Source organism: Stenotrophomonas sp. YJH_SMC_119 (genome assembly GCF_059368315.1).
Genome location: NZ_JCAFRP010000001.1, coordinates 314,726 through 340,322, shown reverse-complemented (window position 1 = coordinate 340,322; position 25,597 = coordinate 314,726). Strand labels below are relative to the sequence as shown.

The window sequence follows — 25,597 nt, the reverse complement described above, 5'->3', positions numbered from 1 at the left end:
AGAGCCCATGAAGTTGAACAGCAACAAGCTGCGCGATGCAGTGTGCGTTGCGCTGGCCGCCAGCGCCGCATCCGTTGCCGGTACCGGGGTGGCGTCTGCCCAGACCGCCACCAACCTGGACCGCATCGAAGTCACCGGTTCGCGCATCCGTACCGTCGACGTCGAAACCGCCCAGCCGGTCCTGACCCTCAACCGCGCTGACATCGAGAAGCAGGGCTTCTCGTCGGTCGCTGACATCCTGCAGAACATCAGCGCCGTGGGTACGCCGCCGATCAGCCGTGCCCAGCCGCTGTCCTCGGGCGAAGCCGTCGGCGGCACCTACATCAGCCTGCGTGACCTGGGCGCCACCCGCACCCTGGTGCTGCTCAACGGCAAGCGCCTGGGCATCACCACCGGTGGCCTGCAGGACATCTCGACCGTGCCGGTCTCGGCCATCGAGCGCATCGAAGTGCTGAAGGACGGCGCTTCGTCGATCTACGGTTCCGATGCCATCGCCGGCGTCATCAACATCATCACCCGTACCAACTTCGAAGGCGCCACCGGCAGCGTCTACTACGGCCAGTACAGTGAAGGCGACGGTGCCACCCGCACCATGGACTTCACCATGGGCGTGAAGGGTGAGCGCGGTTCGCTGACCATCGGTGCCGAGTACGCCAAGGAAGACAAGGTGCGGGCGGCCGATCGTCCGTACGGTGCGTTCCCGCGCAGCTCCAACCACCCGGACTTCGGTTGGACCACCGTGGGTGAGTTCGGCGGTTTCGTCAGCCGTCCGGCCGATGGCCTGCCGGGCGTCACCTATCCGGCCGCCAGCGCATCCAACCCGAACCGCGAAGTGCGCGTGATCCTGCGTGAGGGTGGCAACGCGAACAACAAGGCCGACTACGTCGCGCAGAACGTCAACAGCTTCTCCACCAAGGACAAGACCAACACCAACCTGCAGACCGACCTGCGTACCCCGCAGGAACGCCGTGCAGTGTTCGTCGATGGCATCTACGACCTGACCGACAACGTGCGCCTGCGCACCAACATGCTGTACAGCTTCCGCGATTCGAACCGCCAGATCGCCGGCTACCCGTACGGCGCACTGGCCTTCGGTTCGCCGATTTCGGCCAGCAGTGTGTTCAATCCGCTGGGTGCTGACATCGCCAACTGGTGGCGTCGTACTTCGGAAGTGCCGCGCAACACCCGCGCCGAGCTGACCACCTTCCGCTTCAGCGGCGGCCTGGAAGGCAGCTTCGAGTTCTCCGACCGCCTGTTCGACTGGGATGTCGGCTACCTGTACAACAACAACAAGCTGGTCCAGACCAGCACCGGCGACCTCAACCTGACCGCGCTGCGTGCGGCGGTGGGTCCGTCCTTCATCAACAGCAGCGGCGTGGCGCAGTGCGGTACCGTGGCCAACCCGATCGGGCTGAACCAGTGCGTGCCGTACAACCCGTTCCTGCATGCCGGCATCCAGAGCAATGGTGCCAACGGCGCATTGACCGGCAACACCGCCCTGCAGAACCTGCTGTTCCCGTCCGCGCACTCCACCGCCGAGACCACCACCAAGGTCGTCACCGCCAACCTGGCTGGCAGCCTGTTCACCCTGCCTGCCGGCGACCTGGGCTTCGCCGTGGGTGTCGAGCACCGCAAGGAAACCGGCAGCTTCAGCCCGGACGCGCTGGTGCAGTCGGGCAACACCTCCGGCCTGGCCAACTTCCCCACCGGTGGTGGCTACAAGGTTGACGAAGTCTATGCCGAGTTCAACGTGCCGATCCTGGCCGACCTGCCGGGCGCCCGCGAGCTGAGCCTCAACGCGGCCACCCGCCATTCGGACTACGACACCTTCGGCACCACGCTGAACAGCAAGTTCGGCTTCAAGTGGAAGCCGATCGACTCGCTGCTCATCCGCGGTACCTGGGCGGAAGGCTTCCGTGCCCCGACCATCGCCGACCTGTACAGCGGCGGTTCGCAGTCGTTCGACTTCTTCACCGATCCGTGCGACGTGGTCTACGGTGCTTCGCGCACCAACGCTGCGGTGCGTGCCCGTTGCGCCGCCGCACTGCCGGCCGGCGTAAATGCAGCCAACTTCCGCCAGCAGCAGCAGGGCTTCACCCCGACCACCGCTGCATCGTCGCAGACCCCGCTGGCCTTCGTCTCCGGCTCCAACGACCAGCTGACCCCGGAAACCTCGACGTCCAAGACCCTGGGCTTCGTCTGGAGCCCGGGTTTCATCCAGAACTTCAACATGTCGCTGGACTGGTGGGAAATCCGCGTCGAGAACACCATCATCTCGGACACGGCCAACCTGATCCTCAACGACTGCTACATCAACGACATCGCGGCACGCTGCTCGGCGTTCACGCGTGACCCGGTGACCGGCATCGTCAACAACCTCAAGCGCACCGGCATCAACGCCGGTTACCGCGAGGTGGAAGGCTTCGACCTGGATGTCAGCTACCGCCTGCCGACCGATCGTTTCGGCAACTTCAGCGCGCAGTGGACCAGCACCTACACCTCGCGTGATGACCTGGTCACCACCAAGAACGCGGTCACCCACCCGAACCCCCGCACCGGCGTGGGCTGGGCTGGCTACGCCTTCCGCGTGCGTTCGAACCTGAACCTGGGTTGGGAAATGGGTGACTTCGGCGCCAGCTGGACCGTCCGTTACTTCTCCGGCATGAAGGAAGCGTGCCTGAGTGCCGTGACGTTCCCGGAAGAGTGCAACCTGCCGAACTACGCTTCGCCGAACAACCAGGGCGTGGCGGTGGGCAGCGCGACCAACCAGCGTGGCGCGACCGTGTTCAACGACGTCCAGCTGCGCTGGAACGCACCGTGGAATGCGACCGTGGCCGTGGGTGCCAACAACGTGTTCGGCCGCGTGGGCCCTACCATGTACAGCCAGCCGAGCGCGAACGTCTCCTACTACGGTGGCTTCGACATCGGTCGCTTCCTGTACATGAAGTACACCCAGCGCTTCTGATCGCGGCGTAATATGTACGTGTGACATGGCCACGCCCCGAAAGGGGCGTGGCTTTTTTCATGGGGCAGCCAGGCTTGATGGCGCAGGCCTTTGCGCAGCCGTGCTGGACCAGGCCGCGCACAGGCGCTTGCGCATCGCCGCGTGGTGGCGGCGAGGTGTCATTACGGGGATGGGCGAAGGGAGCGCGCGCGGAAACGTCGCGGTGAGGCAGCAGGGAGCTTACAGGTCCTGCTCGTAGCGCACGTACGGCACGGTGCCGTCGTCGTTGCTTTCGTTGCGTGGCGAGAACGGATTCTTGCCGCGGCTGATCACGTTCTCGGCGCCCACGGTGAGCTGGCCGGACCATGGCGTGCGCCAGGTCAGGCCGATACCCAGGCCTTCCCACTTGCCGGGCTTGCCGGGCACGTCGATGACGCGGCCGATGATGCTGCCGCTGAAATTGCCGTAGCCGGCGCCGATGCTCAGGCTCTTGCTGTCCCAGCGGTCGGCAATGGCCGGCGAGGCGTCGGCCAGCGGCACCAGGCGGGCCTTGGCGTAGGTGCCGGCGATGGACACGAAGCCTTCGCGGCCGATGTTCTTCTGCGCGAACACGGTCAGGTCATTCTGCTCGGCGCGCAGCGAAGGGGTCTTGTTCGGGCCTGCCAGCCATGCCGGCAGGGTTTCACGGCCGGTGCCGGCGGTGATGCCGAGGCGGCTGCTGCCACGGTTCAATGCGGCGGTGCCGGTGAAACGCCGGCTGTTGAGGTCGTCCTCGTCGCCGAGGCTGGCCAGCATGCAGTGGCTGGCCAGGCCGCTCATGCTGGTCCCGCTGCTGCTGCAGAGCAGGCCCAGCGAATCGCCGGAGGACAGGCCAAAGGCCGCATCCAGCGAGTTGCGGCCGAAATGCCAGCGCGCCCCGGCCGCCTGCTCACCGGTCGGCTCCAGGTACAGCAGGGCCTCGACCTTGCCGCTGCCCTTGTTCCATACCGGCAGCACGGTGCGGGTGTCCTTGCTCTGCGCATGCACGCCCGTGATCGCGCCAAGGGCGATCATCATGGCCAGCGGTAGACGCAGGAAGGTACGCATCGGACCAGTTCAGACAAGGACGGACAACGGAAGTTCCCGTGGGGACGGGAACTTGATCCTAGGGTGTTTATGAATTCTTAACAAGCCTTGATCCTCCCCAGGTACAAGACTGCCGTTCATTGAAGCCGTTCAGGCGCCGGTACAGCCCCCTGGGCGCCGTGGAACAGTATGCCGAACTCCGTCAATGGAAAGTGATACTCACGCCCGCAGAATTCGCAACGGACCTCGACGGCGCCGGTGTCTGCAGCCGCTGCACGGGCCTCCTCCTCACCCAGCGACTGCAGCATCGCCGCCACCCGCTCGCGGGAACAGGAGCAGGCAAAGGACAGCGGCTTTTCGCCCATCAACGCCGGCTTCTCTTCGTGGAACAGGCGGTGCAGCAGCTGCTCGGCCGGGGTGGCCAGCAGTTCGGCCTTGCCCAGGGTCTCGAACAGGGCGCTGGCGCGCGCCCAGCCGTCCTCGTCGCCCTCGTCGCCCGGCAGCTTCTGCAGCAGCAGGCCGGCGGCACCATTGCGGTCGGCCGCCAGCAGCAGGCGGGTCGGCAGCTGCTCGGACTGGCGGAAGTAGTCCTCGAAGGCCTCGTCCAGTTCCGGTGCGGTCAGTCCGACCAGGCTCTGGTAGCGCTGTGGTTCACGCGGGTCCAGGCCGGGGTTCTCGATGGTGATGGCGAGGATCGCGTCATCGCCCAGGCTGGACAGGTCGCGCGGCGCGTCGCCGCCTTCGCTGAGCTGGGCGATACCGCGCAGGGTGCCGGCGGCGGTGCATTCGGCGAACAGGGTGCGCAGGGCAGTGCTGCTGCGCAGCTGGATCGACAGGCGTCCATCGATCTTGGTATGGCCGGTGAACAGCGCCGAGGCCACGCAGGCCTCGCCGAGCAGTTCGGCGGCGGTATCCGGGTACTCGGCGTGGGACAGGATTTCCTGCCAGGTGGCCTGCAGGTGCACGTGGACGCCGCGGACGCCGGCGTCGGGGAGCAGGAAGCGGATCAGGGAATCGGAGTTGGCGGTCATCGGCTCACATCGCGCGTAAACGGGGGCAGTTGCCGGATAATGCGCCGACAACCAGATAGAAGAAGGATGCACCAGTAATGGGGGCAGGGGGAGAGCAGCACAAGGTGGAAGCTGTCGTAGAAGGCCCGCGCCGCAGGCGCTGGCGCTGGAAACGGCTGCTGTGGCTGCCGGTGCTGCTGGCTGCTTTCAGCTGCCTGCAGGTCCTGGTGCTGCGGTTCATCGACCCGCCCGTGTCCATGGTGATGCTGTGGCGCTATGGCGAGGCGCTGGGCGAGGCCGATTGGTCCTATCGCCTGCATTACCAGTGGCGCGACCTTGACCAGATGGCGCCGAGCCTGCCGATTTCGCTGGTGGCCGCCGAGGACCAGCGTTTTCCCGACCACAACGGCTTCGATCTGCAGGCGATCGAGAAGGCCCGCGACCATAATGCCAAGGGCGGGCGACTGCGTGGCGCCAGCACGATCAGCCAGCAGGTGGCCAAGAACCTGTTCCTCTGGCAGGGCCGCAGCTGGATCCGCAAGGGGCTGGAGGTCTGGTACACCGTGCTGATCGAAGCGCTGTGGCCAAAGGAGCGCATCCTGGAGATGTACGCCAACATCGCCGAGTTCGGTGATGGCGTGTACGGAGCTCAGGCGGCGGCGCAGAAGTTCTGGGGCAAGGACGCGGCCAGGTTGAGCCCGGCCGATAGCGCGCGGTTGGCGGCGGTGCTGCCGGCACCGCGGCGCTACAACGCCGCAAAGCCAGGGCCGTACGTGCAGCGGCGCGCCGCCTGGATCCAGCGCCAGGCACGGCAGCTGGGCGGGGCCGCGTACCTTTCGGAAGAGTGAGCGCGCGCCGCCTGATCTACGGCCGGCGGCAACGTACAATCCGGGCATGACCCGCGAACGGCTCACTTTCGTCATCGCCGCCTACAACGAGGCCCTGGCACTGCCGTTGCTGCATCCGCGGTTGTGCGCGGTGCTCGACGCGCTGCCCGACATCGACGGCCACATTCTGTACGTGGACGACGGCAGCCATGACGGGACCTGGGAGGTGATCGCCCGCCTGGCCCAATCCGACGCGCGGGTCTCCGCGCTGAAGCTGTCGCGCAATTTCGGCAAGGAAGCCGCACTGACCGCTGGCCTGGACCTGGTGCGCGAAGGGGCGGCGATGATCCTGGATGCCGATGGCCAGGACCCGCCGGAGCTTGTGCCGCAGTTCGTCGCGCGCTGGCGCGAGGGCCATGACAACGTCTATGGCACGCGCCTGGCGCGCGATGGCGAGGCCTGGATCAAGCGTGCCACGGCGGCGATCTTCTACCGCGTGATGGGGCGCCTTTCGCGTACGCCGATCCCGGCCGACACCGGGGATTTCCGCCTGCTGTCACCACGCGCGCTGAGTGCGCTGCGCGAGATGCGTGAGCGCCATCGTTTCATGAAGGGGCTTTTCAGCTGGGTGGGTTTCAAGCGCGTGGCGGTGCCCTACCACCGCCACGCACGCGTGGCCGGCACCAGCAAGTTCAGCCTGTGGCGGCTGTGGAACTTCGCCCTGGAAGGCATCACCGGGTTCTCGACCGTGCCCCTGCGCGCGGCGACCTACCTGGGGCTGGCAACCGCGGCGGTGGCCTTCGTGTTCGGCATGTGGGTGATCGTCAAGGCCGCGCTGTACGGCGACCGGGTGGCGGGCTGGCCGACGATGATGGCGGTGATCCTGTTCCTGGGCGGGGTGCAGTTGATCGCGCTGGGCCTGATCGGTGAGTACCTGGGGCGCCTGTACGAAGAGTCCAAGCAGCGGCCGTTGTACCTGGTTGACGCGTGGCTAGCATCCGCCGTGGCAGACTCGGCTCTGCAACCCACCCTCGGAGGGCAGGCAGATGACCACGGTACGGCAACTGTTGGACGGCAAGTCTCCTGAAGTACATGCGGTCGCGCCGGATGCGGCGGTGATCGATGCGATCCGGTTGATGGCGGAAAAGGGCATTGGCGCGGTCCTGGTGATGGACGGGCCACGGTTGGTCGGGATCCTTTCGGAGCGCGATTACGCGCGCAAGATCGTGTTGCGTGATCGTTCTTCGCGCGATACGGCGGTGGCCGAGATCATGACGACGCAGGTGGTGACGGTGTCGCCGGGCGAACAGGTGGAGCATTGCCTGCAGCTGGTGACCGACTACCGCATCCGCCACCTGCCGGTGGTGGAGGGCGCGCAGGTGCTGGGGGTGATTTCCATTGGCGACCTGGTGAAGTCGGTGATCGATGCGCAGCGCAGGGAGCTGGATCAGCTGCAGCAGTACATCGTGGCGGGATGAGTTTTTCGCTGGCGGGCCTGCGGCCCGCCGGCCCGCTTTTCGAAGCTCAAAGCCAAAGTCAAAGCCAAAGCTAAAGCCAAAGCCAAAGCCAAAGCCAAAGCAGCGCCTTCCTGATACGTTGGGAGGCGGAGGGTGCGGCTGGGCAGGGTCCTCCGCCTCTGGACACGTTCCCGCGAGCGCGGTGCGTTTCAGTGCCGATCCCCCGCTCCTGGTAGATGCCAACCTTGGTTGGCAACAGCTTTTGACTTTGCTTTTTTTTTGACTTTGAATTTCGCTCTCGTTCCGCGCGCGCAGGAAACTGTCCGGAGCCGGAGCAAGGCGGCAGGCAGGACCGTGAGGCGCATGGATGCGCCGACCGAGCCTACAGGGACGTATTTACGGCGTGTCCTGCCTGTCGCCTTGCTCCGGCTCTACGCGCGGGAAGGGAGGCGCCGCGAACAACGCTGTAACCCTACTTCGCATACTGCCCACCGCAGTTGGCATCCTTGCCCGGCCCCAGTTCAATCGTAGCCAGCAGCGCTGCCGGCGGGGCAATGCTGCCCAGTGCCAGGGCCACCGCGCCGCGAATACCCAACGCCTTGAAGTCAGGGCGGAACGACGGGTCCTTGAACGTGCCGCTGATATGCAACGGTGACCGCAGTACCAGGATGCTCTTGTCCTTCGGGCGCGGTTTCAGCAGCAGGTCCAGGGTCTCGTCGCGCAGGCTGACCGTGCCTTCGCCGATGAGGATGGTATCGGTGGTGTCCACCGCCAGTGCCTGGCTGGTCATCAGGCCGTCCTGCACACCGAAGTCGGCGAAGGCGCAGCGCAGCGGAATCTGCTTGTCACCGGTCACCAGGAACTTCAGTGATTCGGTGATATCCAGCCCGGCCAGTTCCATCACCAGGTTGCCGACATGGCCACGGCCCATCGCCAGCCCGACCTTGCCGCTGCTGCTGCCGAGCATGGCGGCGATCGAGTTGCCGCGCCCGCTCAGGTCCACTTCGCCGCCGATGCCGCCCTTGGCCTGCTCGGCCAGCTTCGCATCCGGGAAAAGCTGGCCCAGCTGCACGCCGCCTACGCTGGCCTTCAACGCGGTGCGAATCTGCGCCTGGCGTGCATCCATGCGGACCGTGCTGCGGATATCGCCGCCGGCCACGCCGAAGTTCAGCGGGTCCAGCCGCAGCACGCCGTCATCCAGCAGCAGGTGCGCGTCCATGTCGTCCAGTGGCAACGAGGGCGCATTGATGCGGTGGGCCTTCCAGCGCACGTCGGCATCCATCGCACGCAGTTTGCCCAGGTTGTAGGGCGTGTCGGGCAATACCCGGCTGCTGGCGGCGATGCGGGCGGCCTGTGCCTTTTGTTCCGCATTCGCGGTTTCGCCGCCGCCGGTCTTCGGTGGCGCTCCCACGAAGCCGGCCAGGTCATCGAAGTCCAGGCGCCTGGATTCCAGTGTCGCGGTCAGCCGTGGACGGTCGCGTCCCACCTCGAACTGCAGGTTGCCAGCGAGGTCGCTGTCACCGACCTTGCCGGTGAAGCTGTCGTAGCGCCAGACGTTGTGGTCGCGCTTCAGCCGTCCGTCCAAGGCGTAGGGCGGTGAGGGCGGGATGGCAATGCCGAGCAGCGGGTACAGGTCCGACAGGTCCTGCCCGCTGAGTGCGAACTGCAGGTCGAACACCCGCAGCTGGAACGGATTGGTCAGCGTGCCACTGGCCACCGCGTGGGTAGCGCCGGCGCGACCGTCGAGGTGGATGCGGAACGGGTGGTCGCTGTCGGTCAGTTCCAGCGGTGATTCGGTTCCACCGCGCAGGGTGAACGGGTTGCCCTGCCAGTGGCCTTTGCCCTGCACCAGCAGCGGCGGCGAGGCATCGGCCTGTTTCGGCTGACCGCTGCGCACGCCCACGCGGATGTCAGTGCGGCCCAGTGCATCGATGAACTGCAGCCGACCATCGTCGATGCGCAGGCGTTTGAGCTGCGGGCTTGTGCCGCCGGCGCTGTCACCGAGGAAGTCCCAGTTGCCCGGCTCGCCCTTGCGCGGGGCGGTTTCCAGCAGCACGTCCGGCCGGGTCAGGCGCACCTCGGGCAGCTGCACGCTGCCGCGCAGCAGGGGCCAGACCCGCACGTCGATCTCGACGCGGTCTGCGCTGGCCATCTCAGGTTGTTTCGCCCAGCTGGCATTGGCGAAGGTGATCGCATCGGCGCGGATCGTGCTGGTGCGGCCGAGGTCGACATCAAGGTTCCCGATGTGCAGCACTCGGCCGGTGCGTGCCTGCACCGCGCGCTCCACCGGACCCTTGAACCAGTTCCAGTCCCACAACGCGAGCAGTATCAGGATCGCCGCCAGCAGGAAGACCAGGATCGTGAGCCAGCGCCGGCCTCGTGGGCCGGGGCGGCGGAGGCGCCAGCGGGGCGTGCGCTTTGCGGCAGGGGAGGCGGCAGCATTCACGCTGCCATGGTTGCCCCCTGTTCGTGGACAGGGCGCGAAGCGACCATGTGCATGGCGTGCACACGCCGCCGTCGAGCGGCCGTTTACAGCACCTGCATGGTGACCGCGACGAAGTGGCAGACGCTGCCGCCGATCACGAACAGGTGCCAGATGGCATGCGAGTACGGGATCGATTCACGGTGGTAGAAGTAGGTCCCCAGCGTGTACGACAGGCCGCCGGCGAACAGCCAGGTGAGGGTGCCGCCATCGATCGAGGCCCACATCGGCTTGATCGCCACGACCACCAGCCAGCCCATCGCGATGTAGATCACCGTTGAGAGCACCTTGAAACGGCCGGTGTAGAACAGCTTGAACACCACGCCGCCCAGCGCCAGCGCCCAGATCGCGGTGAACAGGCCCCAGCCCCACGGACCGCGCAGGCCGATCAGGGTGAACGGGGTATAGGTGCCCGCGATCAGCACGTAGATCGCGCAGTGGTCGAATACCTTCAACCGGCCCTTGGCGACCGGATGCTGGATGGCGTGGTACAGCGTGGAGGCGGTGTACAGCAGCAACAGCGCGATACCGAACACGATCGCGCTGGCCAGCTGCCAGCCGTCGCCGTAGATCGCAGCCAGGGTGATCAACACCGCGCTGGCGGCCAGGGCGAATACCGCGCCCAGGCCATGGGTCAGGGCGCTGGCGATTTCTTCACGGATCGAAGCAATGGACGTCGTGGACATGGCGTAGGCATTGTTCGCGGGGAGGGGGACCCGCACCCCCTTATCATCGCCGCGATGGGCGATGCGTGCACGCCTGTCACCGTATGGTGGGTGAATGCCTGCCTTGCGTTGGCTGGGGTCAGAGCCCTTTCCTGCCGGAAAGGGATCCGACCCCTTGGCATCAGCCCACCGAAACGGTATGGGCCGCTTCGCGGGTGGCCGAGAAACGCACGTCCGGCGAGCGTTCCTGCGCCAGCTGCAGGTTGACCCGGGTCGGTGCCAGGTAGACCAGGTGGCCGGCTGCATCCAGTGCCAGGTTCAGCGCATTCTTCTCGCGGAACTCTTCCAGCTTCTTCTCGTTGCTGCAGTGGACCCAACGCGCGGTGGTCACGCTGACCGGCTCGAAGGTGGCTTCCACGCCGTACTCGTCCTTCAGGCGATAGGCCGCCACGTCGAACTGAAGCACACCCACCGCACCCAGGATCAGGTCGTTGCTGGTCAGAGGGCGGAAGAACTGGGTCGCGCCTTCTTCGGACAGCTGGGCCAGTCCCTTCTGCAGCTGCTTGAGCTTGAGCGGATCGCGCAGGCGCGCGCGGCGGAACAGTTCCGGGGCGAAGTTGGGGATGCCGGTGAAGGTGACCGCTTCGCCTTCGGTAAAGGTATCGCCGATGGAAATGGTGCCGTGGTTGTGGATGCCGATCACATCGCCCGGCCAGGCTTCGGCGGCGATTTCACGATCGCTGGCCATGAAGGTCAGTGCGTTGGCCAGCTTCATTTCCTTGCCGGTGCGCACGTGGAAGGTCTTCATGCCAGCGCTGAAGCGGCCCGAGCAGACGCGCATGAACGCGACGCGGTCGCGGTGCTGCGGGTCCATGTTGGCCTGGATCTTGAACACGAAGCCGGTCAGCTTGTTTTCTTCCGGGGCGATCTCGCGGCCGGTGGTGGAGCGTGCCTGTGGCGACGGGGCATGCTCGACGAAGAAGTCCAGCAGCGGCTGCACGCCGAAGTTGTTCACGCCCGAGCCGAAGAACACCGGGGTCTGCTTGCCGGCGCGGTAGGCCTCCAGGTCGAACGGGTGGCTGGCACCCTGCACCAGTTCCAGTTCGTCGCGCAGGTCGGCCAGCATCTGTGCACCGATCTTCTCGGCCAGGCCGGGGGCGTCGATGGACGGGAAGATGGTCGAGTCCTGGCGGGTGAAGTTGCGGCCCGGCTCGTACAGGTGCACTTCGCCGGTCAGCAGGTGGACCACGCCCTTCAGGCGCTGGCCCATGCCGATCGGCCAGGTGACCGGCGCGCACTGGATGCCCAGCACGGTTTCCACTTCATCCAGCAGCTCGATCGGGTCCTTGCCCTCGCGGTCGAGCTTGTTGATGAAGGTCATGATCGGGGTATCGCGCAGGCGGCACACTTCCATCAGCTTGATGGTGCGCTCTTCCACGCCCTTGGCCACGTCGATCACCATCAGCGCCGAGTCCACCGCAGTCAGCACGCGGTAGGTGTCCTCGCCGAAGTCGGCGTGGCCGGGGGTGTCGAGCAGGTTGACGATCTTGTCTTCGTACGGGAACTGCATCACCGAAGAGGTGACGGAGATGCCGCGTTCCTTTTCCAATGCCATCCAGTCGGAGGTGGCGTGGCGGGCGGCCTTGCGGCCCTTGACCGAACCGGCCATCTGGATCGCGCCTCCGAACAGCAGCAGCTTTTCGGTCAGCGTGGTCTTGCCGGCGTCAGGGTGGGAAATGATGGCGAAGGTGCGGCGACGCGACGCTTCGTTGGCGACTTCGGACATGGCAGTGGCGCCCGCCCGGGGCGCTTTTCAAAGAGATAAGCGCCCGATTATACCGGCCGGGGCCGTTCAGCGCCCGATGCCGCCCTCGGCCTCGCCCTGGCGGGCGAACTGCAGCTGGCCCTGCTCGGCGAAGATGCGTGCCGGCACCGAACGCAGGCCCATGCCGCGGTTGACCTGCACCACGAAGTGCAGGTGCGGTGCGCTGCTGAAGCCGCTGTTGCCGGACAGGCCGATGGGCTGCCCGGCGCCCACCGCCTGGCCGCGACGCACGCGCATGCCGCCGGCCTGCAGGTGGCCGTACAGGGCCATGCTGCCGTCGCTGTGCAGCACGCGGATGAAGTTGGCGCGGGCACCATCACGTTCGCGGTCCTGGCCGTTGCCTCGGAAGCCATCCTGGATCTGCATCACCGTGCCCTCGCGCGCGGCCAGCACCAGCGTGCCCTCCGGCAGTGCGAAGTCGACCGCGTCGCGGTTTTCCTCGTCGTCGTGGCTGAACCGGCCCTGCGGCGCCTGGTCCACCCGCGGGCGTGCATCATCGAAGGGCAGGCGGTAGGCCACATCCTCGGCCTGTGCGGCGGGGTTGCCTGGTACCGACTGCAGGCGCAGGTCCAGCATCCGGCCGTTGACCGGCGCGGGGAGGTGGCCGACGACCAGGCTGCTGTCGCCCTGTATCAGTGACTGCACCGGCAAGCCGTCGACCGGGTGCCCAGGGGCGGCGCGCAGTTCGATCTGCAACGGCCCGGCCAGGGTGTTGTCGATCCGGGCCTGCCACTGTTCGCCGATCGACTGCAGGCGCAGCTGGGCCATTGGAAGGGGGGCCTTCGCCTCCGCGCTGGCGGGGGCAGGCGCCTTCGGCAGCATCCCCCAGCCCTGGCGCCAGTCGCTGGCGCCGGCAGAGGCGCTGGCCAGCAGCGGCAGGAGCAGGCAGGTCAAGGGCAGGCGTGGCATCAGCGGATTCAGGAAAACGGACCGTCCGGACTGTACCCGATCCTGAACGGAGCGACCGCGACGCCTCTCGCATACCTGTTGCGAAAATATTCATCGCTTTATCCGCATGAAGGGATTGACAGCGCCCGGAAGCGCTGGCATCGTGGCCTCACCATCGAGACCGGCAGAGGGACAGGCCCTTTGAAGCCGGGGCAGCCCGCGGATGCGAAAGCGTTCGCGTAGGTGCCAAATCCTGCGGGGACCGTGGCGTCCACCGAAAGATGGTTCGATCCATGCACCGCACGTGCATCTCGAACGCGAGCCCCGCGAAGGCTCGATGGCCGATTCCCCAACCGGATCCCGCCATGAGCTTCGCTGCCAGTACCGCCGTTCGCCCCGAACCCTTTGTCCCCGTCAGCGTGCCGGTCGAAGACCGCGTGCATGCCGAGCGCGGTGAGTTCGCCGCGGTGCTGTCGATGCGTCACGCTGGCCCCAGCCCGGTGCGCCTGCGCTATGAGTGGGTCGGCCCGGCCAATGCGCCGGTGGTGGTGCTGGCCGGCGGCATTTCCGCCCATCGCCATGTGGCGTCCAACGCACAGTTCAGCGAGAAGGGCTGGGCCGAAGACCTGGTCGGCAGTGGTCGCACGCTGGATCCGCAGCAGTTGCGCGTACTGGCGTTCGACTTCATCGGGGCCGACGGTGCGTTGGACGTGCCGATCGATACCGCTGACCAGGCCGATGCGCTGGCACTGCTGCTGGATCATCTGGGTATCCGCACGCTGAAGGCCTTCGTCGGCTACTCGTATGGCGCGCTGGTCGGCCAGCAGTTCGCGATCCGTCATCGAGCCCGGGTGCGCCAGCTGGTGCTGGCCAGCGGCGCGCATCGTCCGCACCCGTATGCCGCGGCCTGGCGCGCACTGCAGCGCCGCGCCGTCGCCCTCGGCCAACTGCAGTGCGGCGAAGACCACGGCCTGGCGCTGGCCCGGCAGTTCGCCATGCTCAGCTACCGCACCCCGGAAGAGTTCGGCGAGCGCTTCGACGCCGCGCCGGAAGTGATCAACGGCCGCGTGCGGGTCGCCGCCGAGGACTATCTCGACGCCGCCGGCGCGCAGTACGTCGCGCGCACGCCGGTGACCGCCTACCTGCGCCTGTCCGAATCGATCGACCTGCACCGCGTGGACCCCGCCGCCATCCTGCCGCCGACCGTGGTGGTCGCGGTGGAGGGTGACCGCCTGGTGCCGCTGGCCGACCTGGTCAGCCTGGTCGAGGGGCTGGGGCCGCGCGGAAGCCTGCGCGTGCTGCGCTCGCCCTATGGCCACGACGCCTTCCTCAAAGAAACCGATCGCATCGACGCGATCCTCGCCACCGCCTTCCGCACCTCTGGAGAGTCCGCATGAGCCTGCACGCCAACGAGCCGTCCTGTAGCCGCACCACTGCCGCCGTCCGTGCCGGCATCGATCGGGACACCGCGCATGGCGCGGTCACGCCGCCGATCGTGCTGTCGTCGAACTTCAGTTTTGAAGGCTTCGGCAACAAGCGCCAGTACGACTACACGCGCAGTGGCAACCCGACCCGCGACCTGTTGGGTGAAGCGCTGGCCGAGCTGGAAGGCGGTGCGGGCGGCGTGATCACCGCCACCGGCATGGGCGCGATCAACCTGGTGCTGAACGCGCTGCTTCAGCCGGGCGATACCCTGGTCGTGCCGCACGACGCGTACGGTGGCAGCTGGCGGCTGTTCAATGCGCTGGCGAAGAAGGGCCATTTCGAACTGGTCACCGCCGACCTGACCGATCCGCGCGCGCTGTCGCAGGCGCTGGCCACCCAGCCGAAGCTGGTGCTGGTGGAAACGCCGTCCAATCCGCTGCTGCGCATCACCGACCTGCGCTTCGTCATCGATGCCGCGCACAAGGCAGGTGCTCTGGTTGTGGTCGACAACACCTTCCTGTCGCCGGCCCTGCAGCAACCACTGTCGTTCGGTGCGGATCTGGTGCTGCATTCCACCACCAAGTACATCAACGGCCACAGCGACGTGGTGGGCGGTGCGGTCGTCGCGCGCGATCCGGCACTGCATGAGCAGCTGGTGTGGTGGGGCAACGCGCTGGGCCTGACGGGTTCGCCGTTTGATGCCTTCCTGACCCTGCGCGGCCTGCGCACGCTGGATGCGCGCCTGCGCGTGCATCAGGAGAACACCACGTCGATCGTTGCGCTGCTGGACCAGCATCCGGCGGTCGGCCGCGTCTATTATCCGGGTCTGGCTGATCACCCGGGCCACTCCATCGCTGCTCGCCAGCAGAGTGGCTTCGGCGCGATGCTGTCGTTCGAACTGGCGCACTGCGCGGGTGATGATCCGCACGCGGCGGTGCGCGCGTTCGTCGATGGCCTGCGCTGTTTCACGCTGGCCGAATCGCTGGGCGGCGTCGAAAGCCTGATCGCGCATCCCGCCACCATGACCCATGCGGCGATGACCGCCGAAGCGCGTGCCGCGGCCGGCATCAGCGAAGGCCTGCTGCGCCTGTCGGTTGGCATCGAGGCCGAGCGTGACCTGTTGGCCGATCTCGGCGCCGCGCTGCAGCGTGCCGAAGCGGTGATTGATGCGGCTGCGCGCCGCAAACAGGTGGTGGATGCATGAGCGCGCTCGCCGCAGAAATTCCTGCTCTGGGCGTGGGACGCCTGGCGCTGCTGGGCACCGGCACGGTCGGCTCGGCCTTCGTACAGCGTTACCAGGCATTGCGGGCGCGTGGGCTGGAACTGCCCAGCGTGCAGTGGCTGGCCAATTCACGCACTGCGCTGGAGATCGATCGTGACCTGGCCTTGCCGCTGGAACTGGCACGGCGTGCACCGCGCGATGGTCAGAGTTCGCCACCGTGGGCGAGTGCCGAAGGACTGGAGCGTGGCGACGTGGTGGTCGACGCCACCGCCAGCGAAGACGTGGCCGCGCGCCACGTGCAGTGGCTGGCGCGGGGCGTGCATGTGGTGACCGCCAACAAGCTGGGGCGTGGTGCGCAGCTGGCCCGCGCGCAGGCCATTGCGGAAAGCTGTGCCGACAGTGGCGCACGCTATGGCGACAGCGCGACGGTGGGCGCGGGCCTGCCGCTGTTGAGCAGCCTGCGTGCACTGTTGGCCGGTGGCGATCACATCCATGCCATCGAAGGCGTGCTGTCCGGTTCGCTGGCGTGGCTGTTCCATCGTTATGACGGCCAGTCGCCGTTCTCGGCGGCGGTGCGCGAGGCGCTGGCTGCCGGCTACACCGAGCCCGATCCGCGCCTGGACCTTTCCGGTGAAGACGTGCGCCGCAAGCTGCTGATCCTGGCGCGCAGCAGCGGGCTGGCGCTGGATGCGTCGCAGGTACAGGTGGATTCACTGGTGCCTGAAGCGCTGGCAGCGCTGCCGCTGGAGGATGCGGTGGCGGCGCTCGAGCAGCTGGATGCGCCGTTGCGGGCGCGCTGGCAGCAGGCGCATGACAATGGCCGCGTGCTGCGTTTCGTTGGCCGTGTCGATGGCGAGGGTGCGCAGGTGGGCCTGCGTGAGTTGCCTGCCGATCACCCGTTGGCGCAGGGCGCGGGCACCGACAACCGCGTGGCCATCCACAGCGATCGCTATCACCGCCAGCCGTTGTTGATCCAGGGCCCGGGCGCGGGCGCGGAAGTCACTGCCGCCGCGTTGCTGGATGACGTGCTGCGGATCGTCGGCTAATCGCACTGCTTCTGTAGAGCCGAGCCCATGCTCGGCTGCTGCTGGCAAAATCCCCTCCTGCTGGATAAGCCGAGCATGGGCTCGGCTCTACAGGGGACGGCTGCCGTTCAATGCGCCTTCAATGCCTTCAGCAACGCCGCGTTGAACTGCTTCGGGTCCTGCACCTGCGGCGAATGGCCCAGTTCGGCGAACTCGATCAGCGTCGCGCCGGGAATCGCCGCGGCTGCCGCCTTGCCGAGCACCGGATAGTTGCCCAGCGTCGCCTTCACCGCTGGTGGCGCCAGGTCGCGACCGATCGCGGTGCGGTCCTTCTGGCCGATGAACAGCGTGGTTGGCACCTGAACATTCTTGAGTTCGTAGACCACCGGCTGGTTGAACACCATGTCCGAGGCCAGTGCCTGGCTCCATGCAACGGCCTGCTTGCCGGGCCCTTCGTACATGCCCGACTGCATCCGTGCCCACGGTTCATACGCCGGCTTCCATTTTCCGTCGTAGTACACGTCCAGCTGGTAGCGGCGGATGCTGTCATAGCTGATGTTCATTTCGCCGGCGTACCACGCGTCCACGCTGCGCCAGGGAACACCCAGCGCCTTCCAGTCTTCCAGCCCGATCGGGTTGACCAGTGACAGGCTGCGCAGGTCCTGCGGGAACATCAGCGCATAGCGCACCGCCAGCATGCCGCCCATCGAATGACCGACCAGGTGCACCGGGACATCACCCAGTTGCAGCTGTTGCAGCAGGGCATGGGTGTTGGCGGCCAGCTGCGCGAACGAATACTGGTAACGCTCGGGCTTGCTGGATTTGCAGAAGCCCACCTGGTCCGGGGCGATCACCCGATAGCCGGCGGCAACCAGTGGCTTGATCGATTCCTTCCAGGTGGCGGCACAGAAGTTCTTGCCGTGCAGCAGCACCACCACGCCGATGGGTGCCTTCTTCGGCGCGATGTCGAGGTAGGCCATTTCCAGCGGCTGCCGCTGCGATTCCAGCGCGAAGGTCTTCACCGGATAGCCGTAGTCGAAACCCTCCAGCCGCGGCCCGTAAGTGGGCGCGGCCAGCGCAGGCAGTGGAAGGCAGGCAAGCAGGGCGGCAGCGATCACGCGCATGGGGCGGTCCTGGATAGGGGAGCCCCGAGCCTAACCGGAACGCAGTGACGGTGTCGTCCGACCGAGCAAGGGCGACGAGGTAGAGTCGACTGGGTAGAGTCGACTGTTAGTCGACTACCTTCCCCACAACGAGCGAAAATCCCGCGCTGCGCGCGATAGTCGACCAACGGTCGACTCTACCTGTGGCCCGGCGCCATCGCGCCGGGACCGGTCGACCTCAACACTCGATGACGTTCACCGCCAGGCCACCGCGGCTGGTTTCCTTGTACTTGTCCTGCATGTCGCGGCCGGTATCGCGCATGGTCTTGATCACCTTGTCCAGCGACACCTTGTGCTTGCCGTCGCCGCGCATCGCCATGCGCGAGGCATTGATCGCCTTCACCGCGCCCATCGCATTGCGCTCGATGCAGGGGATCTGCACCAGCCCGCCGATCGGATCACAGGTCAGGCCGAGGTTGTGTTCCATGCCGATTTCCGCGGCATTCTCGATCTGGCTCGGGTTGCCACCCAGCGCTGCGACCAGGCCACCGGCCGCCATCGAGCAGGCCACGCCCACTTCGCCCTGGCAGCCCACTTCGGCGCCGGAGATCGAGGCGTTTTCCTTGTACAGGATGCCGATCGCTGCCGAGGTCAGCAGGAAGTCGAATACGCGCTGTTCGTTGGCGCCGGGGCAGAAACGGTCGAAGTAATGCAGCACCGCCGGCAGCACGCCGGCAGCGCCGTTGGTCGGCGCAGTCACCACACGACCACCGGCGGCGTTCTCTTCGTTCACCGCCAGCGCGTACAGGTTGACCCAGTCCAGCGTGGTCAGCGGATCGCGCATCGCTGCTTCCGGCTTCGACGACAGCTCGCGGTACAGCGCCGGTGCACGACGGCCGACCTTCAGGCCACCCGGCAGCACGCCTTCCTCGCGGATGCCGCGCGCCACGCACGACTGCATCGCACTCCAGATCTCGCGCAGGTTGGCGCGGATCTCGTCTTCGCTGCGCCAGCACTTCTCGTTCTCGAACATCAGCTGGGCAATGCTCAGGCCGCTGCGCGCGGTCTGCGCCAGCAGCTCGTCGCCGCTCTTGAACGGGTAGGGCAGCGGGGTCTCGTCGGGCACGATACGGTCATCGGCCGCATCATCCTGGTTGACCACGAAGCCGCCACCGACCGAGTAGTAATCGCGGGTGGCGATCACCTCGTCCTCGGCGTTGTACGCGGTGAAGCGCATGCCGTTGGTGTGGTACGGCAGCTTCTGGCGCTTGTTCATGCCGAGGTCGCGCTTCTCGTCGAAGGCGATCTCGTGCTGGCCCATCAGCTGGATGCGCTTGCTGCTGCGGATGCGCTCCAGGGTGGCCGGAATGATGTCCGGATCGATCAGGTTCGGCCGCTGGCCTTCCAGGCCCAGCAGGATCGCCTTGTCGGTGCCATGGCCGCGGCCGGTCAGCGCCAGCGAGCCATAGACATCGGCGCGGATGCGCGCGACTTCGTTCAGGCGACCCGGGTCGAGCAGCCAGCGATGGATGAATCGCTCGGCGGCCTTCATCGGCCCGACGGTGTGCGAGGAGCTCGGGCCAATGCCGATCTTGAAAACGTCGAACGTGCTGACAGCCATGGTTGCCGTACTGCGGGTACCGGAGGAGACCGCTATTCTAGCGGTTCATGCCGCACTTCCATGGCTGCGGCGCAGCATTTCGGCAGAGGGAGCAAAACCGGTGTTGACCCTGTTCCAGCGCGATGACTGCCACCTGTGCGACATGGCCCTGGCCGAGCTGGCCAAGGCGCGGGCACCGGAGTTCGAATCGGTGTTCCTGGATGACCAGCCTGCGCTGGAAGCGCGCTACGGCGCGCGGGTGCCGGTGCTGCGCGACGAGCGCGGCGACCGTGAGCTGGACTGGCCGTTCGACGCGGCCACGGTCCAGGCCTGGCTGGCCGTCGATCGGTAGTGCCGGCCGTTGGCCGGCAACCCCGCGATGCCCGGTGATGCCGGCCAACGGCCGGCACTACCAGAGGCGTTGCCATGCCCGGTGATGCCGGCCAGCGGCCGGCACTACCAGAGGCGGTTTATTTCGCGTCGAACTTCACGATCGTGCTGATCGCGGTTTCGTCCGGGATGGTCTTGGTGTCGGCCCAGTCGCCGCCGCCGACGCCGAAGTCCAGGCGCTTGACCGTGGCCTTGCCGGTCAGCACCGGCTGGGTGCCCGGCTTCCAGGTGAAGGTGAGGGTGACCGGCTTGCTGACGCCTCGCAGTTCCAGTGTGCCATCGGCGGCGAACTGGTCATTGCCCACCGCGCGGAAGCCCTTGGCGGTGTAGCGTGCGGTGGCGAACTTGCCAACATTGAAGAAGTCGGCGGTCTGCAGGGTCGAGTCACGGTCGCTGTTGCCGCTCTTGGCGCCGGCCAGCGGGATCACCACGTCCAGCGAACCGGCGGCAGGATTGGCCGGGTCGAAGCTGAGCTTGGTGGCAAAGCCCGGGAAGCTGCCGGTAAACACTTCGCCGTCGTACTTGGTGGCGAACACCAGGATCGAGCCGGCGCCGGGCGCCTGTGCGTAGTCGGCGGCGAACACCGGGGTGGTGGCCAGCATGCCGGTCAGGGCGGCGGCCACGGCGGCCGGAGTGGTCAGTTTCAGGTTCATCGGTCAGTCCTTCTGAGGGGAGGCAAGCCAGCCGCGCGGCAACATGCGGGACAAGGTCGCATCGCGCTGGAACAGGTGGTGGTAGAAGGCAGCGCCGGCATGGGCCAGCACCACTGCGATCAACAGCCAGAAGCCGTACTCGTGGATGGCATGCGATACCGCGACCACCTGCGGGTCGGGAGCGCTCAGCTTGGGCACGTCGACCAGGCCGAACCAGCGGAACGGGCGCAGGCCGCTGGCCGAGTCGTACAGCCAGCCCGACAGCGGGATGGCGAACATCAGCACGTAGAGCAGCACGTGGGTGGCACTGGCGATGCGTTCCTGCCAGCTGGGCACGCCCGGCACCGGCTTGGGGGCACCGGCATACAGGCGCCAGCCGAGGCGGAAGAGCACGAGCGCCAGCACGGTGATGCCGATCGATTTGTGCGCGGTATAGACCCAGAAATACTTGGGGGTCTTGGGCAGTTCGCCCATGGTCAGGCCGACCACGCCCAGGGCGAGGATCAGCAATGCGATCAACCAATGCAGGATCTGGCTGACACTCCCCCAGGCGGCGGGGGTGTTCTTGGCGGTCATGAAGGGTCCTCTAGGGGGCCGTCTTGGGGTCGGAGTGTGGAACGGGAGCGGGAGTTCCCGGGGCGTCACTGCGGTCGAGGGTGGCTTCGGCCTCGATCCTCAGCTGTACTGCATCACCGATGACGCCCGGCCAGGCGGTGATGCCGAACGCGCGCCGGCTCAGCGTGGTGCTGGCGGAAAAACCGGCGGTGCGTCGGAACGGGGGAAGGGGGTAGCGCTTGATGGCGTTGAGGGTCACGTCCAGCGTGATCTCCTGGCTGACCCCGCGCAGGGTCAGGGTGCCGATCACGTGGGCGCGCCTGGCATCGATCGGTTCGACCCGGCTGGAGACGAAATGTGCCTTCGGGAAACGCTCGCCATCCAGAAGGCTGCGGGCCAGCGTGGCCTGGTTCCATTTGGCGTCACCAAGGTCCAATCGCGACACGGGGACTTCGACGTCCAGCGTGGCTTCGCGCCAGTTGTCGGGATCGAACTGCAGCCGGCCCTCACTGCCGGAGACCGTGCCCATCGCCTGCGAGTAGCCCGCGTGGTCGATGCTGAACAGCACACGCGTGTGCACCGGATCGAGGCGATAGGTATCTGCATCCGCCCAGGCGGGAGCGGTGGCGAGCAGCATCGGCAGCAGGGCCAGGAAGGGACGCATCGATGGCGGGCTCCGGAAGGGGGACGCTGTGATCATACGCACAGGCCCCTGCCAAGGATGCGTGCATGGCTGCAACAGTTCGTGGTGGTCCTGCCCCCGGCAACAGGCTGTTGCAGCCATGACCCCGGCCCTGTGTGACAATCGGGACAGGACAGGGGGTTCAGGATGACGAGCAGCTGGCGCCTGTGGTGCCTGGGCATCGCGGCAACGGGGCTGCTGCTGTTGGCGTCTGCCACGGCGGCTGCAGCCCTGGACATGGCAGAAACACCACGCCTGCGGCGCTTCGGTGCCGCCGAAGGCATGCCTTCACGCATGGTGCTGGCGCTGGCCGAGGACCGCCAGGGCCATGTCTGGGCCGCAACCGATGGCGGTCTGGTGCGCTACGACGGCAGCTCGCTGCGGGTCTGGGAACATGACCCGGAACAGCCCGGCTCGTTGCCCGGCAACGAGATCGAGACCCTGCTGGTCGATCCGCTGGACCGTGTGTGGGTGGGCATCAATGGCAAGGGCGTGGCCCGCCTGGATGCCGACCGCGAGCGGTTCAAGACCTTCGATGCGGTCAATGGTCCGTGCCTGGGCCAGTTCTGGACGCTGGCCTACGCCGGTGATGCGTTGTGGATCGGCACCAGCAGCCAGGGTATCTGCCGGTTCGGGGAGGACGGCAGCCTGCGCTTCTTCAAGCACGACCCGGCCCGTGCCGACGGCCTGCCCAGCAACACCATCTACAGCAGCCTGGTCGATGCGCGGGGGCGCCTGTGGATCGGTACCGAGGCCGGCGTCGCACGCTGGAATGGCCGTGACTTCGAGCCCGTGGCACCGCACGCGCTGGGCGCATTGAGCGTGCTGCGGATGAGCCGCGATCCGGATGGCTCGATCTGGGTCGGCAGCCAGAACGATGGCCTGTACCGCATCGATGCGCAGGACCGGGTCAGTCGTCCGCGCTGGAGCGACAGCGCCGGCCTGCGCTCGGCGCTGGTGCTGGCCGATCGCCAGGGCGGCTACTGGGCGGGCACGTCCGATGGCCTGCTGCGTGGCGACGCAAGTGCGCTATGGCGGCTCGACGGCGACCGCGGCAGTGGTTTCCTCACTGCACAGAGCGGTGTGCTCGATCTGCTGCAGGACCATGAGGGCGGATTGTGGGTCGCCCTGCTGACCCAGGGACTGGCCTACCTCCCGCCGGACTGGCGCCGCTTCTCGATCTGGAACCAGCTCGATGGCAAGCCGCTGGACAGCCAGTACCTGCTGGGCGCGGCCAGTGATGGCCAGAACTACTACGTGGGTTCGGCGCACGGCGTGTATCAGCTGGACGCACATGGCACGTTGCGCCTGCTGGCCAGCGACCGCGAGATCGGCAGCGGTGCGGTGTGGTCGGTACTGCCGCGGTCGGACGGGCGCCTGTGGCTGGGGCGTGCCGGCCGCATCAGCGTGTATGACCCGGCTACCCGCGCGCTGCACGACTGGCACATCGGTGGAGGCGCCGATCTGCGCCAGCGCATCGACCTGATGCGGCAGGCACCCGATGGCACGGTCTGGCTTTCGGTGATGAACCTGGGCCTGCAGCAGCGCAGTGCGGAGGGCCGGGTGCTGCGCAGCTATCCTCTCGACGATTTCCGCAAGGCGGCCGACTCACCCATCGAGCAGATCCGCTTCGATGCCCATGGCAAGGCATGGGTGATGGGCGACATGGGCATCTGGCGTGAGCAGGCCGGTCGCTTCGAAGCGGTGCCGGGGGTCTCGCGCGGGCTGATCTACGACCTGGTGTGGGTGGATCCGCAGCAGTTGTGGCTGGCCCGCCAGGGCGCGCTGGAGCGCTACCAGTGGGATGGCATGAGCCTGCGCCTGATCCAGCGCATTGATGGAAGCGCCGGTGTGCCGCCGGTCAGCATGGGGGGCCTGGCATTGGCCGACAATGGCCGGGTGTGGGCGACCACGCCGCGCGGCCTGCTGCGCTGGGACCCGAAAGCACGACGCCTGCAGTTGTTCAATGAACGCGATGGCCTGTCCGATGCCGAGTTCACCAGCCGGCCGCCAGCGGTGAATGCTGATGGTCGCGTTCTGGCCGTCGCCCAGACCGGCCTGGTTGCATTCGACGTGAATGCCGACGACGTGGTGCTGCCCGGGTCGTCGCTGGTGATTGCCGAGGTGCGCGTGCGCCGCGACGATGCACGCGGCTGGCAGCCGCTGCCGAACACCGGCACCCTGCTGCTGGGACCGGATGATCGCGACCTGCAGATCGATGCACGGTTGTTGTCTTATGCCAATCCCCAGGGCAACCGCTACCGCTTCCGGGTACGCGGGTATGACCAGAACTGGGTGGAGCAGGGCGGCGACGGCCAGCGCACGCTGTCGCGACTGCCGACCGGCAGCTACGTCATCGAAGTGCAGGCGGCCACCGCCAATGGTGCATGGACGCCTTCGCAGCAGCTGCAGGTGAAGGTGCTGCCACCCTGGTGGCGCAGCGGCATGGCGATCTTCGGCTACATCCTGATCGGTTCGCTGCTGCTGCTCGTCCTGGTCTGGTCGATCCGTGCGCGCCTGCGCCGTCGCCAGCAATGGCAGCTGACCGTGCACAAGCAGGAGCTGGCCGAACAGGCCTCGCAGGCCAAGAGCCGGTTCCTGGCCACGCTGGGGCATGAAGTCCGCACGCCGATGACCGGCGTGCTTGGCATGAGCGAGTTGCTGCTGGCCACACCGCTGGACCCGGTGCAGCGCAGCTATGCCGGCTCCATCCAGCAGGCCGGCAGCCATCTGCTGCGGTTGGTCAACGATGCGCTGGACCTCGCGCGCATCGAAGCCGGTCGACTGGAGCTGGATCTGCGTCCGTTCGACCTGGCCGGACTGCTCGACCAGGTGCAGGCGCTGATGCAGCCCATGGCCAAACAGCGCAAGCTGGATTTCCAGCGTGGCGACGATCCGCCCGGCCCGATCAGCATCAGTGGCGACGAGATGCGCGTGCGGCAGATCCTGCTCAACCTGCTGGGCAATGCCATCAAGTTCACCGAGCGCGGTCATGTCGGCCTGGCCGTGCACCTGGAAGAGAACGGCGGCGGTCTCTGCTTCGAAGTGCACGACAGTGGTCCGGGTATCAATGCCGAGCAGCAGGAGCGGCTGTTCCACCGATTCGAACAGGCGGAGGGGCCGCGCACGGCCTCGCGCTATGGTGGAAGCGGGCTGGGCCTGGCGATCTGCCAGGAGCTGGCCGTGGCGATGGGCGGGCGCATCGAAGTGGACAGCCAGCCAGGCAAGGGCGCGCGTTTCCGGGTGCGGTTGCCGCTGCCCTGGACCCGGCAGGCAGCCGCCACGGGCGAAGCGCCGGCACTGCCGATGCTGCCGCCACTGCGCATCCTGCTGGTGGAGGACGATGCCACCGTGGCCGAGGTCATCGCCGGCCTGCTGCGCAGCCGCGGCCATGAGGTGGTGCATGTGCTGCATGGCCTGGGGGCTTTGTCGGAGATCGCTACCGACGGCTTCGATGTCGGCCTGCTCGATCTCGACCTGCCTGCGCTGGACGGCACTGCGATCGCCCGCCAGCTGCGCACCCTGGGCTACGAACTGCCACTGGTGGCGGTGACCGCCCGCTCCGATGCGTATGCCGAATCGCAGGTGCTCGCTGCCGGTTTCGATGGTTTCCTGCGCAAGCCGGTGACCGGCGACATGCTGGTGGCAGCGATCATCCAGGCTCGCGCCAAACGACAGACCACAACTTGAAAACGTCGACGCCGGGCGTGAACGGCGCGACTTTCGGTTTACCATGCCGACGCCCGCGGCGCGGGAATCATCAGGCAGCGTGAGGAGGC

The 25,597-nt window shown here is 66.9% G+C and carries 20 protein-coding genes and 1 riboswitch; of the genes, 9 read left to right on the top strand and 11 right to left on the bottom strand.

The window, feature by feature from the left end; all coding sequences use genetic code 11:
- Nucleotides 1-7 precede the first annotated feature (7 nt).
- A complete protein-coding gene (locus tag AC5P6S_RS01550) occupies nt 8-2,965 on the top strand; it encodes a TonB-dependent receptor domain-containing protein (protein WP_099561700.1) in 2,958 nt (985 codons plus the stop codon).
- Between the two features lie 219 nt (nt 2,966-3,184).
- Here the strand turns inward: AC5P6S_RS01550 and AC5P6S_RS01545 are convergent, their stop codons facing one another.
- Both AC5P6S_RS01545 and hslO read right to left on the bottom strand, forming a co-directional pair.
- On the bottom strand, nt 3,185-3,997 hold the full coding sequence (locus tag AC5P6S_RS01545; RefSeq protein ID WP_171974399.1) for an XOO1806 family protein: 813 nt from the start codon (nt 3,995-3,997) through the stop codon (nt 3,185-3,187).
- Between the two features lie 149 nt (nt 3,998-4,146).
- The gene (gene hslO, locus AC5P6S_RS01540) at nt 4,147-5,040 is read right to left on the bottom strand and encodes an Hsp33 family molecular chaperone HslO (RefSeq protein WP_005410687.1); all 894 of its coding nucleotides are present in this window, start codon (nt 5,038-5,040) and stop codon (nt 4,147-4,149) included.
- Between the two features lie 77 nt (nt 5,041-5,117).
- On the opposite strand from hslO, the gene mtgA reads away from it, so the two are divergent.
- The 3 genes from mtgA to AC5P6S_RS01525 are packed head-to-tail and all read left to right on the top strand — an operon-like array spanning nt 5,118 to nt 7,324.
- Complete coding sequence (gene mtgA, locus AC5P6S_RS01535; protein WP_005410686.1) at nt 5,118-5,867, top strand: monofunctional biosynthetic peptidoglycan transglycosylase; 750 nt, start codon at nt 5,118-5,120, stop codon at nt 5,865-5,867.
- Between the two features lie 46 nt (nt 5,868-5,913).
- Nucleotides 5,914-6,933 carry a glycosyltransferase family 2 protein gene (locus tag AC5P6S_RS01530; RefSeq protein ID WP_005410685.1) on the top strand — a complete coding sequence of 340 codons (1,020 nt, stop codon included), beginning with the start codon at nt 5,914-5,916 and terminating at the stop codon, nt 6,931-6,933.
- On the top strand, nt 6,893-7,324 hold the full coding sequence (locus tag AC5P6S_RS01525; protein ID WP_005414236.1) for a CBS domain-containing protein: 432 nt from the start codon (nt 6,893-6,895) through the stop codon (nt 7,322-7,324). The genes AC5P6S_RS01530 and AC5P6S_RS01525 overlap by 41 nt, the downstream gene beginning before the upstream one ends.
- A gap of 451 nt (nt 7,325-7,775) precedes the next feature.
- Here the strand turns inward: AC5P6S_RS01525 and AC5P6S_RS01520 are convergent, their stop codons facing one another.
- From AC5P6S_RS01520 to AC5P6S_RS01505, 4 genes are all read right to left on the bottom strand, one after another.
- Entirely contained in the window at nt 7,776-9,749 is a 1,974-nt protein-coding gene (locus AC5P6S_RS01520) for an AsmA family protein (protein WP_495204436.1), read from the bottom strand.
- Nucleotides 9,750-9,832: 83 nt separating this feature from the next.
- Nucleotides 9,833-10,471, bottom strand: coding sequence for a PAQR family membrane homeostasis protein TrhA (trhA, locus tag AC5P6S_RS01515; protein ID WP_005410682.1), 639 nt, complete (start codon nt 10,469-10,471; stop codon nt 9,833-9,835).
- Between the two features lie 160 nt (nt 10,472-10,631).
- Complete coding sequence (locus AC5P6S_RS01510; protein WP_005410681.1) at nt 10,632-12,236, bottom strand: peptide chain release factor 3; 1,605 nt, start codon at nt 12,234-12,236, stop codon at nt 10,632-10,634.
- Nucleotides 12,237-12,302: 66 nt separating this feature from the next.
- Nucleotides 12,303-13,184 carry a M23 family metallopeptidase gene (locus AC5P6S_RS01505; RefSeq protein WP_012481024.1) on the bottom strand — a complete coding sequence of 294 codons (882 nt, stop codon included), beginning with the start codon at nt 13,182-13,184 and terminating at the stop codon, nt 12,303-12,305.
- 148 nt (nt 13,185-13,332) lie between these two features.
- Nucleotides 13,333-13,451, top strand: a riboswitch (SAM riboswitch).
- Nucleotides 13,452-13,528: 77 nt separating this feature from the next.
- Here AC5P6S_RS01505 and metX point away from each other — a divergent pair.
- The 3 genes from metX to AC5P6S_RS01490 are packed head-to-tail and all read left to right on the top strand — an operon-like array spanning nt 13,529 to nt 16,856.
- Entirely contained in the window at nt 13,529-14,560 is a 1,032-nt protein-coding gene (gene metX, locus AC5P6S_RS01500; protein WP_495204435.1) for a homoserine O-succinyltransferase MetX, read from the top strand.
- On the top strand, nt 14,557-15,792 hold the full coding sequence (locus AC5P6S_RS01495; RefSeq protein WP_005410678.1) for an O-succinylhomoserine (thiol)-lyase: 1,236 nt from the start codon (nt 14,557-14,559) through the stop codon (nt 15,790-15,792). The genes metX and AC5P6S_RS01495 overlap by 4 nt, the downstream gene beginning before the upstream one ends.
- Nucleotides 15,789-16,856, top strand: a complete 1,068-nt coding sequence (locus AC5P6S_RS01490; RefSeq protein ID WP_012481023.1) for a homoserine dehydrogenase family protein — start codon at nt 15,789-15,791, stop codon at nt 16,854-16,856. Before AC5P6S_RS01495 ends, AC5P6S_RS01490 begins: the two co-directional genes overlap by 4 nt.
- A 107-nt stretch (nt 16,857-16,963) precedes the next feature.
- Here AC5P6S_RS01490 and AC5P6S_RS01485 read toward each other — a convergent pair whose 3' ends face one another.
- Entirely contained in the window at nt 16,964-17,959 is a 996-nt protein-coding gene (locus tag AC5P6S_RS01485) for an alpha/beta fold hydrolase (protein ID WP_012481022.1), read from the bottom strand.
- Between the two features lie 217 nt (nt 17,960-18,176).
- The gene (locus AC5P6S_RS01480) at nt 18,177-19,559 is read right to left on the bottom strand and encodes an L-serine ammonia-lyase (RefSeq protein WP_005410675.1); all 1,383 of its coding nucleotides are present in this window, start codon (nt 19,557-19,559) and stop codon (nt 18,177-18,179) included.
- A 100-nt stretch (nt 19,560-19,659) separates the two neighbouring features.
- Here AC5P6S_RS01480 and AC5P6S_RS01475 point away from each other — a divergent pair, with 100 nt between their 5' ends.
- Entirely contained in the window at nt 19,660-19,890 is a 231-nt protein-coding gene (locus tag AC5P6S_RS01475; RefSeq protein WP_005414144.1) for a glutaredoxin family protein, read from the top strand.
- A gap of 118 nt (nt 19,891-20,008) precedes the next feature.
- On the opposite strand, the gene AC5P6S_RS01470 is transcribed toward AC5P6S_RS01475, so the two are convergent.
- The 3 genes from AC5P6S_RS01470 to AC5P6S_RS01460 are packed head-to-tail and all read right to left on the bottom strand — an operon-like array spanning nt 20,009 to nt 21,800.
- Nucleotides 20,009-20,581 carry a YceI family protein gene (locus AC5P6S_RS01470; RefSeq protein ID WP_099562603.1) on the bottom strand — a complete coding sequence of 191 codons (573 nt, stop codon included), beginning with the start codon at nt 20,579-20,581 and terminating at the stop codon, nt 20,009-20,011.
- Between the two features lie 3 nt (nt 20,582-20,584).
- On the bottom strand, nt 20,585-21,157 hold the full coding sequence (locus AC5P6S_RS01465; protein ID WP_049396075.1) for a cytochrome b: 573 nt from the start codon (nt 21,155-21,157) through the stop codon (nt 20,585-20,587).
- A 10-nt stretch (nt 21,158-21,167) separates the two neighbouring features.
- Complete coding sequence (locus AC5P6S_RS01460; RefSeq protein WP_099562602.1) at nt 21,168-21,800, bottom strand: YceI family protein; 633 nt, start codon at nt 21,798-21,800, stop codon at nt 21,168-21,170.
- A 165-nt stretch (nt 21,801-21,965) separates the two neighbouring features.
- On the opposite strand from AC5P6S_RS01460, the gene AC5P6S_RS01455 reads away from it, so the two are divergent.
- On the top strand, nt 21,966-25,508 hold the full coding sequence (locus AC5P6S_RS01455) for a sensor histidine kinase (protein ID WP_088611228.1): 3,543 nt from the start codon (nt 21,966-21,968) through the stop codon (nt 25,506-25,508).
- Nucleotides 25,509-25,597: the final 89 nt, after the last annotated feature.